Origin of the sequence: Granulicatella sp. zg-84 (assembly GCF_010892375.1) — a bacterium.
Classification (GTDB): domain Bacteria; phylum Bacillota; class Bacilli; order Lactobacillales; family Aerococcaceae; genus WM01.
This window is the reverse complement of sequence record NZ_WNJX01000024.1, coordinates 12,407-28,344: the sequence shown is the minus strand read 5'-3', so window position 1 is coordinate 28,344 and position 15,938 is coordinate 12,407. Positions and strand designations below refer to the sequence as shown.

General features: G+C 33.9%; 18 protein-coding genes. 4 read left to right on the top strand and 14 right to left on the bottom strand.

Going from position 1 to position 15,938, the window contains the following annotated elements:
• Nucleotides 1-232: 232 nt before the first annotated feature.
• The 13 genes from pheT to GMA06_RS06270 form a co-directional block, all read right to left on the bottom strand.
• Nucleotides 233-2,665, bottom strand: a complete 2,433-nt coding sequence (gene pheT, locus GMA06_RS06330; protein WP_163562063.1) for a phenylalanine--tRNA ligase subunit beta — start codon at nucleotides 2,663-2,665, stop codon at nucleotides 233-235.
• Nucleotides 2,665-3,738: a phenylalanine--tRNA ligase subunit alpha gene (gene pheS, locus GMA06_RS06325; RefSeq protein ID WP_240328853.1), complete on the bottom strand. Its 1,074-nt coding sequence runs from the start codon at nucleotides 3,736-3,738 to the stop codon at nucleotides 2,665-2,667. Before pheS ends, pheT begins: the two co-directional genes overlap by 1 nt.
• A gap of 261 nt (nucleotides 3,739-3,999) precedes the next feature.
• On the bottom strand, nucleotides 4,000-4,380 hold the full coding sequence (locus GMA06_RS06320; protein ID WP_163546455.1) for a helix-turn-helix domain-containing protein: 381 nt from the start codon (nucleotides 4,378-4,380) through the stop codon (nucleotides 4,000-4,002).
• Between the two features lie 3 nt (nucleotides 4,381-4,383).
• Nucleotides 4,384-4,932 (bottom strand): transcription termination/antitermination protein NusG, encoded by a 549-nt coding sequence (nusG, locus tag GMA06_RS06315; protein WP_163546454.1) that lies wholly within the window; start codon nucleotides 4,930-4,932, stop codon nucleotides 4,384-4,386.
• An 82-nt stretch (nucleotides 4,933-5,014) separates the two neighbouring features.
• Complete coding sequence (tsaE, locus tag GMA06_RS06310) at nucleotides 5,015-5,488, bottom strand: tRNA (adenosine(37)-N6)-threonylcarbamoyltransferase complex ATPase subunit type 1 TsaE (RefSeq protein ID WP_163546453.1); 474 nt, start codon at nucleotides 5,486-5,488, stop codon at nucleotides 5,015-5,017.
• Between the two features lie 12 nt (nucleotides 5,489-5,500).
• On the bottom strand, nucleotides 5,501-5,947 hold the full coding sequence (locus GMA06_RS06305) for a hypothetical protein (protein WP_163562062.1): 447 nt from the start codon (nucleotides 5,945-5,947) through the stop codon (nucleotides 5,501-5,503).
• Between the two features lie 60 nt (nucleotides 5,948-6,007).
• Nucleotides 6,008-7,372, bottom strand: a complete 1,365-nt coding sequence (locus GMA06_RS06300) for an MATE family efflux transporter (RefSeq protein ID WP_163546451.1) — start codon at nucleotides 7,370-7,372, stop codon at nucleotides 6,008-6,010.
• Between the two features lie 162 nt (nucleotides 7,373-7,534).
• Nucleotides 7,535-8,287 carry a tRNA (guanosine(37)-N1)-methyltransferase TrmD gene (trmD, locus tag GMA06_RS06295; protein WP_163562061.1) on the bottom strand — a complete coding sequence of 251 codons (753 nt, stop codon included), beginning with the start codon at nucleotides 8,285-8,287 and terminating at the stop codon, nucleotides 7,535-7,537.
• The gene (rimM, locus tag GMA06_RS06290; RefSeq protein WP_163562060.1) at nucleotides 8,284-8,796 is read right to left on the bottom strand and encodes a ribosome maturation factor RimM; all 513 of its coding nucleotides are present in this window, start codon (nucleotides 8,794-8,796) and stop codon (nucleotides 8,284-8,286) included. Before rimM ends, trmD begins: the two co-directional genes overlap by 4 nt.
• Before the next feature lie 16 nt (nucleotides 8,797-8,812).
• Complete coding sequence (locus GMA06_RS06285; RefSeq protein WP_163562059.1) at nucleotides 8,813-9,253, bottom strand: gamma-glutamylcyclotransferase family protein; 441 nt, start codon at nucleotides 9,251-9,253, stop codon at nucleotides 8,813-8,815.
• An 84-nt stretch (nucleotides 9,254-9,337) separates the two neighbouring features.
• On the bottom strand, nucleotides 9,338-9,592 hold the full coding sequence (locus GMA06_RS06280) for a KH domain-containing protein (RefSeq protein ID WP_163546447.1): 255 nt from the start codon (nucleotides 9,590-9,592) through the stop codon (nucleotides 9,338-9,340).
• A gap of 32 nt (nucleotides 9,593-9,624) precedes the next feature.
• The gene (rpsP, locus tag GMA06_RS06275; protein ID WP_163562058.1) at nucleotides 9,625-9,897 is read right to left on the bottom strand and encodes a 30S ribosomal protein S16; all 273 of its coding nucleotides are present in this window, start codon (nucleotides 9,895-9,897) and stop codon (nucleotides 9,625-9,627) included.
• An 84-nt stretch (nucleotides 9,898-9,981) separates the two neighbouring features.
• A complete protein-coding gene (locus tag GMA06_RS06270) occupies nucleotides 9,982-10,629 on the bottom strand; it encodes a metal-dependent transcriptional regulator (RefSeq protein WP_163546445.1) in 648 nt (215 codons plus the stop codon).
• A 174-nt stretch (nucleotides 10,630-10,803) separates the two neighbouring features.
• Between GMA06_RS06270 and GMA06_RS06265 the strand changes: the two genes are divergently transcribed.
• The 4 genes from GMA06_RS06265 to GMA06_RS06250 are packed head-to-tail and all read left to right on the top strand — an operon-like array spanning nucleotide 10,804 to nucleotide 14,245.
• Nucleotides 10,804-11,745, top strand: a complete 942-nt coding sequence (locus GMA06_RS06265) for a zinc ABC transporter substrate-binding protein (protein WP_163562057.1) — start codon at nucleotides 10,804-10,806, stop codon at nucleotides 11,743-11,745.
• 15 nt (nucleotides 11,746-11,760) lie between these two features.
• Nucleotides 11,761-12,534, top strand: coding sequence for a metal ABC transporter ATP-binding protein (locus tag GMA06_RS06260; RefSeq protein ID WP_163546443.1), 774 nt, complete (start codon nucleotides 11,761-11,763; stop codon nucleotides 12,532-12,534).
• Between the two features lie 2 nt (nucleotides 12,535-12,536).
• The gene (locus tag GMA06_RS06255) at nucleotides 12,537-13,418 is read left to right on the top strand and encodes a metal ABC transporter permease (RefSeq protein ID WP_163546442.1); all 882 of its coding nucleotides are present in this window, start codon (nucleotides 12,537-12,539) and stop codon (nucleotides 13,416-13,418) included.
• On the top strand, nucleotides 13,412-14,245 hold the full coding sequence (locus GMA06_RS06250; RefSeq protein ID WP_163562056.1) for a metal ABC transporter permease: 834 nt from the start codon (nucleotides 13,412-13,414) through the stop codon (nucleotides 14,243-14,245). The genes GMA06_RS06255 and GMA06_RS06250 overlap by 7 nt, the downstream gene beginning before the upstream one ends.
• Nucleotides 14,246-14,434: 189 nt before the next feature.
• On the opposite strand, the gene GMA06_RS06245 is transcribed toward GMA06_RS06250, so the two are convergent.
• The gene (locus tag GMA06_RS06245) at nucleotides 14,435-15,937 is read right to left on the bottom strand and encodes a bifunctional UDP-sugar hydrolase/5'-nucleotidase (RefSeq protein WP_163562055.1); all 1,503 of its coding nucleotides are present in this window, start codon (nucleotides 15,935-15,937) and stop codon (nucleotides 14,435-14,437) included.
• Nucleotide 15,938: the final 1 nt, after the last annotated feature.

The following is a 15,938-nucleotide window of genomic DNA, read 5'->3' as shown; positions in this document are numbered from 1 at the left end:
GTTTCCCGTCAAGGCACACTTTGTTTTTCGCCTTGACTAGAAAACCTTTGTTTTTATTGTTTGGTTATTAACCCCGCAAAAGAGAAAGTAATTATCTGTTTTTTTGCACTTTACTTTACAATTGGAGGAAAAAATAATTTTTTACGTAATATACACCCAGTACACCAAATCTAACAACACTCAAAAAGCTAGACATCAACTATTCTAAATGTTGGTGTCTAGCTTTTCTATTTTATCGAATAACAATGTTAAATGTTTCTGTTAATGCTGTTGTAACTTGTTGCATTGCCTTATTGACGTCCTCTTCTACTAATGTCGCTTTTAAATTCATAAACGTTAAGCGGTACGCCAATGATTTTTTGTTCAAGCCAATATTATCACCCATGTAGTAGTCAAATAAGTGCACATTGACTAGATATGCTCCAGCATTTTCTTTTAGAACGGTTAAAATATCAGCATGTGATAAGTCTTTGTCCACAAGTAAGGCAATATCACGTGTCATACTTGGATATTTTGGTACTTCTGTTTGTACCAATGCTTGTCTTTGATATGTAATCAATGGTAACACCAAACATTCACAAACATACGTTTCTGGTAAATCGTATGCTTTTTCTAAACTTGGGTGTAGTTGTCCAATAAATCCAATTTCTTGTCCATTTAACACAATGCTTGCGGTACGCCCTGGATGCATATTCTCTTTTTTGACTGGTTTATACACAATGTCTTGTGATACGCCCATTTTCTCAAAATATGTTTCTAAAGTACCTTTTAAGTCGTAGAAAGTGATTTTTTCTGATTTACTATTCCATGTTTTTTCTGTTTTATTGCCTGTTAATAATAACGCAATATGTTCTTCCTCACGTGGTTGTACTTGGTCTGGTACGGCATAGAACACACGCCCTGTTTCATAAAGTGATAAGTTTGTGTTTCCTCTTGCAATATTATAACTTGCAATGTCTAATAAACCACTGAGTAAACTACGACGTAGAACACTTCTTTCTTCACTCATTGGTAAAGCTAATGAAATAGCATCATCTGCTGCCATTGCTAATAAACCCGATTTTTCAGGAGATGTTAAAGAATACCCAATCACTTGTGTATAACCTAATCCCTCAAATAAACTTCTTGTTTTTCTTACATACGACTGCATGGTGCTTAATCGACCACTAACGGCTGGCGTCACTGGTAAGGTTGACGGTAATTTGTCGTAGCCATAAATACGTGCGACTTCTTCAATAATATCTGATTCAATCGCAATATCCCAACGTCTTGGTGGCACAATGACATCTATGTCTGTACCATTTACATTGTATTCAAATGCAAGACGATCAAATATAGATAAGACTTCTTGCTGTGTTAAAGTTGCTCCTAAAGCGTGATTGATTTTATCAGTCGTAATCATCACACGAGATGGTTGAACATCTAATGTATCAATAGCTTCATAACCACTTACAACTGTTCCTCCTGATAGTTCAGCAATAAGTGCTGCTGCTTGATGTGCCACTTCTTTCACAATCGCTAAGTTAATGCCTTTTTCATATCTTGCACTAGATTCACTACGTAAATTCAAACGTTTAGATGTCAAGCGGATATTTTTTGGATTGAAAACAGCTGTTTCTAAGGCAACCGTTGTTGTTTTAGATGTAATTTCTGTGTCTAAACCACCCATCACACCTCCTAAAGCTACCGGTGTATCACCAGAAGTAATCACAATATCATCGACCGTCAATGTACGTGTCGTATCATCTAAAGTCACCAATGTTTCATGCTCATTTGCTTTTCTAACATGAATGTGTTTTTGAGGTAGTGTATCGTAGTCAAAAGCATGTAAAGGTTGTCCGTATGCCATGAGCATGTAGTTTGTTGCATCTACGACATTATTGATAGGACGTACACCAATTTTCATTAAACGCATTTGTAGCCAAAGTGGGCTTGGCTGAATCGTAACATCTTTAATGATTGTCATGTAATAAGCTGGACAATCTACTGGATTGTCAACAGACACTTGAACATAATCTTTTACTTGTTTTGTTGTATCTGTTGGAACATTGTATGTGTGTATGTGTGGTGTTTCATCATAAATCGCACCTACTTCATAAGCCGTTCCGTACATACTTAGAGCATCTGCTCTATTTGGTGTAATGGATAACTCTAGTACAGAATCATTCAAACCTAAATAATCCACTATATCTGAACCTATTGGAGCATCTTCTGGAAGAATGAAGATGCCATTTGCTACTTCTTTAGGAATGACATTCGACGGAAAACCTAATTCTTCAAGAGAACATAACATGCCATTTGAGGCAACCCCACGAATTTTTCCTTTTTTAATTTTAATATTATTTACGATACGTGCACCAGATAAGGCTACAATCACTTTTTGATTTTTGTCTACATTTGGCGCTCCACATACAATTTGCAGTACCCCTTGTTCTTCAGGTGCATGGTCTAGACCAACCTCAACTTGACAAATGTGTAAATGGTCAGAATCTGGATGATCTACAACGTCGATTGTTTTTCCGATAACGATTTTTGTCAATGTTTCTCCTATTGAGGAAACACCTTCAATTTCAATCCCAGTTGTTGACATTTTATCCGCCAATTCTTGTGGAGATACGGATAAATTTGGTAAATATTCTTTTAGCCATTCATAAGATATTAACATCATTCTTCTCCTTCCATTATGACTGAAAATTGATTTAAGAAACGCACATCATTTTGATAAAAATGACGAATATCGTCAACACCATATTTCAACATGGCAAAACGTTCTAATCCCATTCCAAAGGCAAAACCACCATAAACAGTAGAATCTACACCCGACATTTCAAGAACATTTGGGTGTACCATGCCGGCACCTAATACTTCAATCCAACCAGTTCGTTTACATACCGCACAACCTTGTCCACCACATTTAAAACAACTAACATCGACTTCGACAGACGGCTCTGTAAAGGGAAAATAACTTGGTCTTAAACGAATTTGTCTATCTTCACCAAACATTTCTTTTGCCACCACTTGTAATGTTCCTTTTAAATCTGCCATTGTAATATGTTTATCAATGACTAAACCTTCAATTTGTTGGAATTGATGAGAATGTGTCGCGTCGTCATCATCACGACGGTACACTTTTCCCGGACTAATCATTTTTAATGGGCCTTTAGAAAAATCATGTTTTTCCATTGTTCTTGCCTGTACAGGCGATGTTTGTGTACGTAGTAAAATATCCTCGTTAATATAAAATGTATCTTGCATATCTCTTGCTGGATGATTTTTTGGTAAGTTCATTTTTCCAAAATTATACAAATCTGTTTCAACTTCTGGGCCTTCAACTACATCATATCCCATACTCATGAATAAATCTTCTAATTGTGTTAGGACTCTTGTTAATAAATGTGTTGTCCCAACAGATTGTTTATTTCCAGGTAAGGTCACATCAATCGTTTGGCTGGCTAAAGCCTGTTCTAATTGATATGCTTCAAATGTTTCTCTAGCATTCTCAACAGCTTGTGTCACTGTTTGGCGAATGTCATTTGCCAATGCACCAATTATTTTTCTTTCTTCTTCACTTGCATCTTTGAGTTGTTTCATGACTTGTGTTAAGTCACTCTTTTTGCCTAAAACAGCAATGCGTAAGTCGTTTAATAAATTAACTTGCTCTTGAATACTTGCTGTTTTAATGTCCTTTAATTGACTTAGCGTTTGTTCGCGTAATTGCATCAATTTTTCTTGTAACATATAATCCTCCTTAACAAAAAAGTCCTTTACAAGTGTTAACTTGTAAAGGACGACTATATCGTGGTACCACCTTTTTGCCATTCATCTTTTGGATAAATGCTCTATTTGATAACGGTCATTGACCGGAAACTGTTTCCAGTTCAGCTCTAAAAGCGAAAGGCATTGTTTTTCTTTGGATTTACTTTCAGTCTACGATAAATCTCCCTGAACAAATTATGGACAATGTTTCTTTTATCATTGCTGTTATATATGATATATGTGTTATTCTATACTATTCTTTTCTTCTTGACAATCCTCAGTTATCCACTTTTGTGCCCACTCTTTTAGCGATTGGGTTGCTTGTGCAAGTTCTAAACCTTTTTGCGTTAAGCGATATGTAAATTTGACATGTTCTGGACACTCTGTATTTTTCTCAATAAGATCTTCTTGTTCCATTTCACGTAAGCGTTCTGTTAAAACGCGATCACTCAATCCTTCAATCGCACGTGATAATTGTGAAAATCTGCATTCCCCTTGACGTAACACCTCAATAATCATGGCATTCCATCGTTTCCCCAAAATGCGAAAGGTTTGTTCATATTTGGGGCAAATGACAACAGAAGGTTTTACTTGCGCTAATTCAAATTCAAACAAATCTTTCATATTCTACACCTTATCTACATGATCAAAATCGACTTCAGCGATTGTTTGTCTACCAAACATTTCAACAATAACTTTTAATTTTGCCTTTTCAGTATCTACTTCATCTACTTTTCCAGTCATACCATTAAAAGCACCGTCTAAAATTGTTACAATTTCTCCAACAACAAAGTCGCCATTATGTTGACGTAAACTAATACCCATGCGATGTAAAATAGATTCTACTTCATCAGGTAAAAGTGGTGTTGGTTTACTACCTGCTCCGTGAGAACCGATGAATCCTGTCACACCAGGCGTATTACGAACAACGTACCACGCTTGATCAGACATAATCATTTCTAACAAAACATACCCGGGGAATGTTTTGTCCATTTTAACATTTTCTTTGCCGTTTTTTACTTCAACAACTTCTTCCTCTGGTACAACAACACGGAAAATGTAGTCTTCCATGCCCATACTTTGAATACGAGATTCTAAGTTGGCTTTGACTTTATTTTCATATCCAGAATATGTATGCAACACATACCACAATTTTTCTTGCTCTAATGTTTCCATTTATTCTCCCTCACATCTTCATAATAAAAAACCTCTTAGAGAGGTTTTCCTTCGTATGCCTTATTATAACAGTTTTAATGAGCTAATTCAACGACAAACTATTTTCCCATTTTTGTATGAGCGCATCATATTTTGGTCCGTGTGCCACGCTTTTTAAGACACGTGCGTCTTCTTGGTTAGGTACACGATCTAAATAGATATGTAGCACTTGTTTGGGTAATGTTTCTTGTATAAATTGACTCCATTCAACAATACAAACACCTTCCCCATCGAAATATTCTTCAAAACCTAGTTCATCTCCACCAATATCTTCTAAACGATACACGTCCATGTGATACAGTGGTAGACGTCCATCTAAGTATTCTCGAATGAGTGTATACGTTGGGCTTTTAATAATTTTTGTAATACCCAGCCCTTTTGCCAATCCTTTGGTAAAAGTCGTCTTTCCTGCCCCTAATTCCCCATGAAGTAAAATCGTCATACCACTTTCTAAATATGGTGCTAGTTGACTTGCAACGTCTTGCATCTGTTGTTCTGAACGAATATTTAGTTGCATGATAATCCTCTTTTACTCGAATAGTGCATCATCAAATGCTCCTGTTATTGCTTCTAAATCTTCTAGAAGTGCTCTAACAATCGCAGGGCCTTGAATAAGCATGTCATAAACGGGTTTGACCTGGTAATTACTTCTGACTAATTTACGTAAATACAATTCGCCATCTCCAGCTAAAAACAGAGTATAATAACCTGTTTTCATTTCATTTAACTGATTGATAAGTGAAATGACTTCGTCTTTTTGATTATAATTTTTTAAAAAACCAACATGGCGATAAACAATTTGTATATCTGTTTCTTCTTTGTTGTTTTCTAAAATCATTTCTAGTCGAAGGGTATGTGTTGCTTTTAATCGAAAATCTACATTATATAAAACTAGTCCGTCCCCAATATCTGTTTTAGTAACGGGTACTTTTCTTTCTGCAAATAGTGCATCAAAACTTTCAACTACTGTTGTCATCTTATTTCTCCTTTTTCCATGTACAGCTTTATTTTATCATAAAATCTACTCATTGTCGTTTTAAATTTGAATAGCTTTCCATTTTCCTGTTCTATATCTTAACAAGACAACAAGCCATGTCACAATTTGGTTGATGGCTAGTGCCCACCAAGCACCAACAATACCATAATGTAAAATACTCACAAATAAATGTCCAAGTGCCACACGAATGATAAAGACACCAATTAAAGTTGCAATCATTGGCCATATTGTGTCGCCTGCTCCTCTTAATGCACCTGTCATTGCTAAATTATCTGCTAAAAATGGTTGCACAAAAGCTAATAATGGCATAATCAATAACATATTTGCCATAATTGTATCAGAAGAGGTATACCCTAAAACAATCCATTTACCAAATAAGAAGAAAATACCTCCCATAATACATGCCACAATAAAGGCTAATTTTCTAACAATTATCGCACATCTTTGGGCAATTTCAGGAGCTTTTGCACCAAGTTCTTTTCCAACTAAAACAGATGCAGAAATACCAAATGCCTGACTTGGTGCAATGGATAAAGTCCAAATATTTAAACCTATTTGATGCGCAGCATAAACACCTGTTCCTAAACCGGCAACAATCATTGTAAAAATCATTGCACCACTTCTAAAAATAAGTTGCTCCATTGCACTCGGTAATCCGATTTTTATCAGTTGTTGTACCGTTAAATAATCGAAATGGAATTTTTCTTTTAAAGAAAACTTAATACGTCCTTTTCCACTAATCAAATAACGAAACATTAAGCATGCTGCAATCATATTCGCCAATATCGTAGCGATACCTGTTCCCATTAAATGCAATGCTGGCAAACCAAATAAACCGTAAATCAAGATACTATTAAAGAATACATTACATAGATTGGCAATAATATTGTTTCTCATCGGAATTTTTGTTTCTCCCACACCTCGTAATGCGGCTGAAATTGTCATTGTAAATCCTTGAAAAATAAAAGCAATCATCAATAGTCGGAAATAATCTGTTGCAATATTGATGGCATCAGGTTGTGCACCTAAAAACAATAAGACAGGATGTGCAAAAATCCAACCTAAAACGGATAACGGCAAAATAAAACACACAATGCTAATAAGCATAATATGTTTCAAGACAGACGGTATACGATGTAATTTTTTAGCCCCATAATAACGTGAAATTACCGCTGTTCCCCCAACATTCAACGCTTGAACAAATGCTAAGCATAAAAATAAGGGCTGATTTGTTAATCCAATAGACGCCATTGCTGCTGTTGCATACGCACTATCGGGAATTTGCCCAACCATCATCATATTTATCACGCCAAAAAGTGACCCTAATAATAATTCAATAAAAACGGGCCACGCTATTTTAACGACTTCTTTCGTTAAGTCATTGATTTGTATTTTATTACTCATGATTCTATTCCACCTCTTTAATATCATATCACTTTTTATTCATTTTTTCAGAAAAAATGACTTTTTCGGTACTATCATACAAATCATGTGGGTCTTTTATACTCATTCTAAATAATAAACAAAAGGTAGCAAAAGGCTATACCCTTTGCTACCAATACACACTCATTCTTCTTTTTCAATACTATGCTCACGCTTTATTTCTTCTAATAAAGTAACTTGTTTTGATGTTAAGTCTATTTTTTCCAACATATCTGGACGTTTCAATAATGTTTGTCTTAGACTTTCTTTTTCTTTCCATTCTTCAATTTTTTGATGATGTCCACTCAACAAAACATCTGGCACACACATACCTCGATATTCTCTTGGTCTTGTGTATTGTGGATGCTCTAGCAATCCTGTTGCATGAGAGTCTGTTATTGCCGACATATCATTACCCAACACATTGGGTAATAAGCGTACCGTTGCATCAATCATCACCATGGCAGCAAGTTCTCCACCTGTTAACACATAATCCCCTAAAGAAATCTCATCCGTTACATAGTGTTTAATACGTTCATCATACCCTTCATAATGCCCACAAATGAAAATAAGTTCTTGTGCTGTTGCTAAATCTTGTGCAACGTCATGACTAAAGGGTACTCCCGCAGGATCTAATAAAACAATTCTTTGATGTGGTTTTTTAGCAGGTAATGATGTCACACTTTCAAGTGCTTCTACAATAGGTTCTACTTTCAAAAGCATACCTGCTCCTCCACCAAAAGGATAATCATCAACATGATGTTGTTTATTGTTTGCAAAATCTCTAAAATTAACAACATTTAAAGAAATAATATCGTTTTCCAAAGCTTTACCAATAATAGAATGTTCCATAGCTTGAAACATTTCTGGGAATAAACTTAAAATATGGATATTCATTCGTCTAATAACCCCTCTATATTGGCAATATCAATCCGTTGATTTGCCACACTCACCGATAAAACAACATCATTGATATATGGAATCAAAACATCTTTTTTTCCTTGACGTTGCACAACCCATACATCATTAGAACCCAATTCTAAAATTTCTTTCACTTTACCAATCATGTTGTTTTCACAAAATACAGGTAATCCAATAATTTCGTGGTAGTAAAATTCATCCTCTTCTAATGCCGTCAAATATTCTTCTGATACACCTAATAGCATACCTTTATAACGTTCGACATCGTTAATCGAAGAATGATTCTCAAACGTTAATAAATCAAAGTTTTTATGTTTTCGATGACTTGCTACTACAACGTCTTTGACAGGTTTTCCATTGTCTAACACTACTAGTGTTTGTCCTTTTTTATAGCGTTCTTGAGCAAAGTCCGTAGTCGAAATCACACGTACTTCACCTTTTAAGCCTTGTGTGTTTACAATTTTTCCAACGTGATAGACTGTCATTTATCTACTCTCCTTTTTATTTTTTCTCATTTTTTTCTTTTATCAATGCTTTTTCTAAATAAGTGATATCGAACTGATGAGCGATATAGGCTTCTTTTACCATATTATAATAATCTTGTTCTGGTTTTATATAAGGATAATCTTTCATCACATACATCATTCCTTTTATCAAACGTTCTTGGAACATAATAGACACATAAACTTTATCATATAATATTGGATAATCTTCATATTCATCTAATAGTCGTTCATGTTCATGCGTGTTAATCTCCCAAATAACAACGGGTACTTTATCCTCTTTGCTTTCTTCGAGTGTTAAATAACCGACATCTTTTCCTCGAAATGCTAAGCAATACTGTTCTAAAAAACTCGTACCCATATAAACGGCATCTTTTAGTAAATCTTTCATCCATTGGTGGTGCATATTGCTACCGTATGCGATATAATACTGTTTCATCTTTAGCTCCCATCGTTATGATGTATTTAGTGTATCATATTTTATATCATAACAGCAAAAAAGAGCCTTTATCGGCTCTTTTGATTATTCATTTTCTTGTGCATCGTTGATAACTAGGCGAACACGTTTGTTCCCTTTGTCACGTACGCTATACAAAATCGTACGAATAGCTTGCACAACACGACCTTGACGTCCGATGACACGTCCTATATCATCTTGGTTTAACACTAAATGATATTCCATAAATTCAGACGTTTCTTCTATACGAACAATCAATTCATCTGGATGTAGTACCAATGGTTTCACCATAGATAGTAATAAATCTTCAATATTTGGCATATACATCATCTCCTCGATGCGTCATTTAAGCATTATTTTGCTTGTTTTGATTCGTGGAATTTTTTCAAAACTCCTGCTTTTGATAATAAGTTACGAACTGTATTTGTTGGTTGTGCACCATTTCCTAACCATTTTAATGCTAACTCTTCATCAACTGTTACTGTTGCTGGTTCTGTTAATGGGTTGTAAGTTCCCACTTTCTCAATAATACGTCCATCACGTGGTGAACGAGAATCAGCCACAACGATACGGTAGAAAGGTGCTTTTTTAGAACCCATACGTTTTAAACGAATTTTTACTGCCATGTTTTTTATCCTCCTAAATCTTTTACTTGGTAAGTTTATCAAACTAGACAGTGTCTGTCAAGTGTTTTTTCTTTACAGTTATTTTTAAACAGCATCTACATAAATCTGCTTAGCTACAGCATGTGTCATTTGAATGGATTGAGTACCTAAAGAAATAGTGTAAATACCTGTAAAGTCATCTTTTTCACTAAAGAAAAACTCTGTACCGATTTTTAAATGATTATTTTCTAAATATCTTAATAAATCAATATTATCAATCACTCGTTTAATACGATACGACTGCCCCACCGTTACTTTATCCAATGGATAGGCAATCAATTCTTCTAAAATCTCTTCTTTTCTAGGGACAATACCTCCATGTGGACAAATACGAGGATACCCTAAAATGTGTTCCAATTTATCAACAAATAAATCTGATACAACATGTTCCAATACTTCTGCTTCTGCATGTACTTGTTCAAATGTATACCCTAGATGATTAAATAAAAACAATTCAATTAAACGGTGCTTTCTGACTAAATCTGACACAATAGCCATACTAGTTCCCTTTAATTTGTATCCTTTAACTTTATCTTTTTCAATAAAATTATCTGCCAATAATTTTTTCATCATCTCACTTGTTGCTGGAGCAGACACACCCATTACTTCTGCAATCAATTTATTAGTCACTTTAAAGTCTTGATTGCCCAATTCATAAATACATTTTAAATAGTCCTCTTTATTTGGGGTCATTGTTTTCTCCTTTCTAACATTCTTCTCGTCTAACATGATGCCACATTTTCTCTAAATTGTCCATAGTAAACAAATTTTCTAAATTTGTATAAAAATGTTGACTTTTCATATTTTTTTAATTATGATTAAAGCACTAGTTAAGCATGCTTAATTTTTTTAGAAAAGGAGAATGATATGAAAGTAAAAAAATTTTTATCAACATTAGTTCTAAGTCTATTGACACTAGGTCTTTTGTTTGGATGCCAACAACAAAAAAATGAAGCATCAACACCAATGGAGAAAAAACCAACCGTAACAGTAACAACATCCTTTTTACAAGATATGGTAAAACAATTAGTTGGGGACGATGTTAAAACAGAATTGATTATTCCAGCTGGAGAAGATCCACATTTATATATTGCTAAAGCTGGTGATTTAAAAAAATTAAAAGAAGCTGATTTAGTACTATATCACGGCCTTCACTTTGAAGGAAAAATGGTAGATGTCTTAGAACAAAAAGGACAAGCTGTTTCTAAACATTTCCCAAAAGAAAAAATTGGAACATTTGATGAGGACGGAAAAGTTATCACAGACCCTCACTTCTGGTTCGATATTAGTTTATACAAATTAGCTGTTGAAGAAGCATCTGCTGAATTACAAAATTTATTACCAAATAAAGCAACAGAGATTAAATCAAAAACAACTGACTATTTGAAAAAATTAGATGAACTAGACGCATGGAATATAGAACAATTAAGTCAGATTCCAGAAGAAAGACGCTATTTGATTACACCACATGATGCGTTTAATTATTTCTCAAGAGCGTATCATATACCCGTACAAGCACCACAAGGTGTAAGTACAGACTCAGAAGTTGATAATAAAGCAATGATTGATACAGTAGATTTCATTATTAAACATAACATTAAAGCTATTTTCTCTGAATCAACAACAAACCCTGAACGTATGGAAAAATTAAAAGAAGCTGTAAAAGCACGTGGTGGCGATGTAAAAGTAGTCACTGGTGAAGGACAAGAATTATTCTCTGACTCACTTGCACCACAAGGAGAAGACGGAGATACATACATTGATATGTACCGTCACAACACAAAACTCATTGTAGATAATTTAAAATAATAAGAGGTACAACATATGACAATAACTAATGCTGTAAAAGTACAAAATTTATCCATTAACTATAAAGGAAATACTGCTTTGCATGATGTGAATTTAATCATTCCTAATCAAACACGTACTGCCATTGTAGGACCGAATGGTGCTGGGAAATCAACATTAGTAAAAGGTATTTTAGGCATTGAAAAATTAGCATCTGGAACAGTAGAAATTTTAAATGAAACAGAACATTTGAATAAAATCATCAGTCAAAAAATTGCATATATTCCTCAAAGTTCTCAAGTAAATTGGCAATTTCCTGCAACAGTTGATGAAATTGTTTTAATGGGAAGATACCCTCATATTGCACATATGTTAAAAAAACCTTCTAAGTTAGATAAAGATATTGCAAGTCATGCACTTGAGCAGATGAAACTATCTGATTTAAAAAACAGACAAATTACAGAGCTATCTGGCGGTCAACGTCAGCGTGTGTTTATCGCCAGAGCATTAGCTCAACAAGCTGAATTATATATTTTAGACGAACCTCTTGCAGGCATTGATATTCAAACAGAACATATTATCATGGATACATTAAAAGATTTTCAAAAAGAAGGAAAAACATCTATTGTGATTCATCATGATTTACATACGGTATCAACTTATTATGATTATGTCGTTTGGGTCAATAAAACAATCGTACATTCAGGTCCTGTTGAAACAGCCTTTAATGACGAATGGTATTTTAAAACATATAAAAATGTCCAGTCTAATCAACAATTTATTAACTTTACAAATAAAGGACGTGATTAGACATGATAGATACAAGTGTTTTATTTGATTATTCTTTCATTACCGTTGCCGTTGGAACCATTATTTTAGCATTAGCTTCTAGCATGGTTGGTACTATTAGTGTTCTGACAAAACAAAGTTTAATTGGGGATACAATCGGTCATGCTTCTTATCCAGGTGTTATCTTTGCGTTTATACTCTTTCAACAAAGAGATCCACTCATTTTAACACTAGGTGCCATGTTCTCAGGATATGTTTCCTACTATTTGGTTCATTGGATTACAAGACATAGTGAACATAGTCTTATCAATGCACTGGCGTTAGTATCGTCTTCATTTTTTGGACTAGGGATGGTTTTGAAAAACTTTATACAAGGACATAAAGCCTTTAGCAAAGCTGCACAAGCAGGTTTACAAAAATATTTATTTGGACAAGCTGCCTTCATTCAACAAGATGATGTGATATTGATTTCCATTGTTTCTATTTTTTGTATCGTCATTTTCTTGTTGTTTTATGAAAAATATAAAATCTTTTTATTTGATCCAACTTTTGCACAATTAAATGGTATTTCACCTAAATTATTAAATCAACTGACAACATTTATGATGATTAGTTTGATTTCTGTGGGGTTAAAAGTCGTTGGTGCCATTTTAATGAGTAGCTTTTTAATTGCTCCTGCTGTAACAGGTATTTTATGTAGCAAACATTACAAAACAGCTCTATGGATTGGACTTGTTTCCGCTACGATTTCTGCATTTCTAGGTACTTATTTCAGTTCCATTATCAGTGGTTTATCAACAGGACCTGCCATTATCGTTTGTATGAGTATTATTGCGTTAACGACATTCTTTATCACGCAATACATCAAACCTAACTTGCACAAAGGAGGTTCTACAACATGTTAGATACATTATTGATTTTATATTTAACAGCTTTGGCTTGTGGGTCTTTAGGGACAATTCTTGTTGTTCGCAATGAATCGATGATTGCAGATGCTTTATCGCACTCTGTTTTATTAGGAATTGTTCTAGGTTTCTTTATTAGTAATAGTTTAGATTCACCATTACTCATTATTGGTGCTGCCTTATTTGGCGTGTTTACCGTCTTTTTCATTGACAAACTCATGATATCGCCTAAAATCACACATGATGCTGCAACTGGTTTAGTATTCCCTCTTTTATTTTCCATTGCAGTCATCTTGATTTCTATGTTCGCGCGAAATGTTCATTTAGACTTAGACATGGTTTTAATGGGTGAAATTATTTTTGCGTCATTGAACACAACAAACATATTCGGTATAGATATACCTATTTCATTGATTAAAATTAGTATTATTTGTTTTATAAATATTCTCTTTTTAAGCATGATGTATCGTAGATTAAGTTTATTTTTATTTGATAGTACACAAGCAAGACTTGTCGGTTTAAAAACAAAAGTATTACAGACAATCATCATGTTGTTAGTGTCGTTTACAACCGTTATATCGTTTGATATGGTTGGATCTATCACCGTTATTTGTTTCTTTGTCGGCCCAGCAATGTCTGCATTATTATTTGCTAAGCATTACAAACAACTACTCTTTTTAACAGCTTTATTTAGTCTGTTGAACTGTGTTATTGGTTTTTTCACAGCGATATATTTAGATGTTACCGTTTCTGGAACGACAACAACCATTACATTGATAACACTACTTCTTTGTGTTTATATCAAACATATTTTAAAAAATAAATAATGGAGCAAAAAAGACAGTAAATTAGCTGTCTTTTTTAGATTATTCATCAAATCGTCTTGGCTTTGAACGATATTAACCATTCACTAAATTTTTTCATTAAAATACACATTCTAAAATTAGCAAGCACTTATCTTAATCCTTTAATATAAAAAGATGCTGGTGGATAAAATCTACCAACATCTTTTTATATTAGTCTACAACAGTCAAACGGATATTCTGTTCATCAGTAATGACAATGTGTCGTTTTTCTTTCACATAGTCGATTAAAATCTCAGCAATATCGTGTGTGTCTTCTTTGATTGTTTTTAATTCTGGAAACATAGCAAAGTTTCCACCACCCGTTGCACGATAATTATTTAAGACTAATTTATATGTCTTCTCTAAAACAAGCGGTTCTCCTTTGACGTACACATCACTAATAAAATTATCCTTTGTCTTTGAAATATTCATCGTATAAGTAATACCGTCTAATAAATCATAATTATATACTTCTCGTTTTGGGTATAAAAATTTTGGATTGATATCAATAGCATCTTCTTTAACCACCCAATACTGTGACAGTTGTGTTAAATAATCCATAATATGTTGTCCTGTCATTTCTTTCAAAACAAGCGTATTTGGAAATGGGTAATTTAAAATAATATCTCTATATTTTAACGTATCTCCAAATCCCGGCATGACATCAAATAAGCAACATGCAGATATATCGGCTTGCATATAAGTCATTTGCACTCGGTTAATAAAAGCAGTAATAGGGTGCTTTGTCAGTTGTGCCTGTTTAATATCTTTAATATAACAATCTTTAAGATTAGTTGTACCAATTTCTGTGTCTAGCCAGTTTTCTGTTTTATCAAGTTCATTCTTAAAGTAATTTTCAAATTCAGTATCTACTTCATACTCAGATACGTCGATAAGATTAACTGAAATGGTATCACTAAAAGTAATTTCCATACATTTAAAGCAGCCGTCTGGAGCTTGAATAATATGTGTACCATTGATTTTCCCAACTAATTGGCGATGTTGATGCCCCGTAATCAGCACATCAATCCCGTCAATTTCTGTACATAATGCATAACCTACATTCTCGCCCGTCAATCTTTCTGTGGGTTCTCCTGTTTCAATATCTCGTTCAAACCCACCATGGTAAACGACGACAACATAATCTACTTCTTGGCGAATATGTGCTACTTCTTTTTTGACGGTATCAATAACACTTAAAATATCTAAATGGGTTAAATTGTTTGGATTTTCCCAATGTTCAATATAGTCTGTCACAACACCTACTAATCCAATTTTTTTCTCATCACATGTTATCACATGTGTTTGTCCAATAGGCTGATTTTTATAAAGTACATTGCTCGTAACACATTTTGCATGATTTTCTTGAATATAACGATATAAAAAATCACTTCCATAGTTAAAATCATGGTTCCCAATATTAACAAAATCACAAGATAATAAATTTAAAGCTTTGGCAGAGATATTTTCTGGAACATAACTATTGGCATACGTGACAAGAGGGGTTCCTTGATTGATGTCGCCATTATCAATGTAAATCACATGATGTAAAGCTCTTTGTTGTTTTAAATAAGTTGAAAATTTAGATAATCCTTTAATTGCTTGCTTTGATGTAACAAAATCATACGCTAATAAATTACCGTGTACATCTGTTGTGGCAAGTATTTTAAACATG

Bases quoted from the DNA above. Each gene is read 5' to 3' on its own strand.
- pheT (WP_163562063.1), bottom strand. From the start codon at position 2,665: ATGTTAATATCTTATGAATGGCTAAAAGAATATTTACCAAATTTATCC.
- pheS (WP_240328853.1), bottom strand. From the start codon at position 3,738: ATGTTACAAGAAAAATTGATGCAATTACGCGAACAAACGCTAAGTCAA.
- GMA06_RS06320 (WP_163546455.1), bottom strand. From the start codon at position 4,380: ATGAAAGATTTGTTTGAATTTGAATTAGCGCAAGTAAAACCTTCTGTT.
- nusG (WP_163546454.1), bottom strand. From the start codon at position 4,932: ATGGAAACATTAGAGCAAGAAAAATTGTGGTATGTGTTGCATACATAT.
- tsaE (WP_163546453.1), bottom strand. From the start codon at position 5,488: ATGCAACTAAATATTCGTTCAGAACAACAGATGCAAGACGTTGCAAGT.
- GMA06_RS06305 (WP_163562062.1), bottom strand. From the start codon at position 5,947: ATGACAACAGTAGTTGAAAGTTTTGATGCACTATTTGCAGAAAGAAAA.
- GMA06_RS06300 (WP_163546451.1), bottom strand. From the start codon at position 7,372: ATGAGTAATAAAATACAAATCAATGACTTAACGAAAGAAGTCGTTAAA.
- trmD (WP_163562061.1), bottom strand. From the start codon at position 8,287: ATGAATATCCATATTTTAAGTTTATTCCCAGAAATGTTTCAAGCTATG.
- rimM (WP_163562060.1), bottom strand. From the start codon at position 8,796: ATGACAGTCTATCACGTTGGAAAAATTGTAAACACACAAGGCTTAAAA.
- GMA06_RS06285 (WP_163562059.1), bottom strand. From the start codon at position 9,253: ATGAAACAGTATTATATCGCATACGGTAGCAATATGCACCACCAATGG.
- GMA06_RS06280 (WP_163546447.1), bottom strand. From the start codon at position 9,592: ATGCCAAATATTGAAGATTTATTACTATCTATGGTGAAACCATTGGTA.
- rpsP (WP_163562058.1), bottom strand. From the start codon at position 9,897: ATGGCAGTAAAAATTCGTTTAAAACGTATGGGTTCTAAAAAAGCACCT.
- GMA06_RS06270 (WP_163546445.1), bottom strand. From the start codon at position 10,629: ATGACCCCAAATAAAGAGGACTATTTAAAATGTATTTATGAATTGGGC.
- GMA06_RS06265 (WP_163562057.1), top strand. From the start codon at position 10,804: ATGAAAGTAAAAAAATTTTTATCAACATTAGTTCTAAGTCTATTGACA.
- GMA06_RS06260 (WP_163546443.1), top strand. From the start codon at position 11,761: ATGACAATAACTAATGCTGTAAAAGTACAAAATTTATCCATTAACTAT.
- GMA06_RS06255 (WP_163546442.1), top strand. From the start codon at position 12,537: ATGATAGATACAAGTGTTTTATTTGATTATTCTTTCATTACCGTTGCC.
- GMA06_RS06250 (WP_163562056.1), top strand. From the start codon at position 13,412: ATGTTAGATACATTATTGATTTTATATTTAACAGCTTTGGCTTGTGGG.
- GMA06_RS06245 (WP_163562055.1), bottom strand. From the start codon at position 15,937: ATGTTTAAAATACTTGCCACAACAGATGTACACGGTAATTTATTAGCG.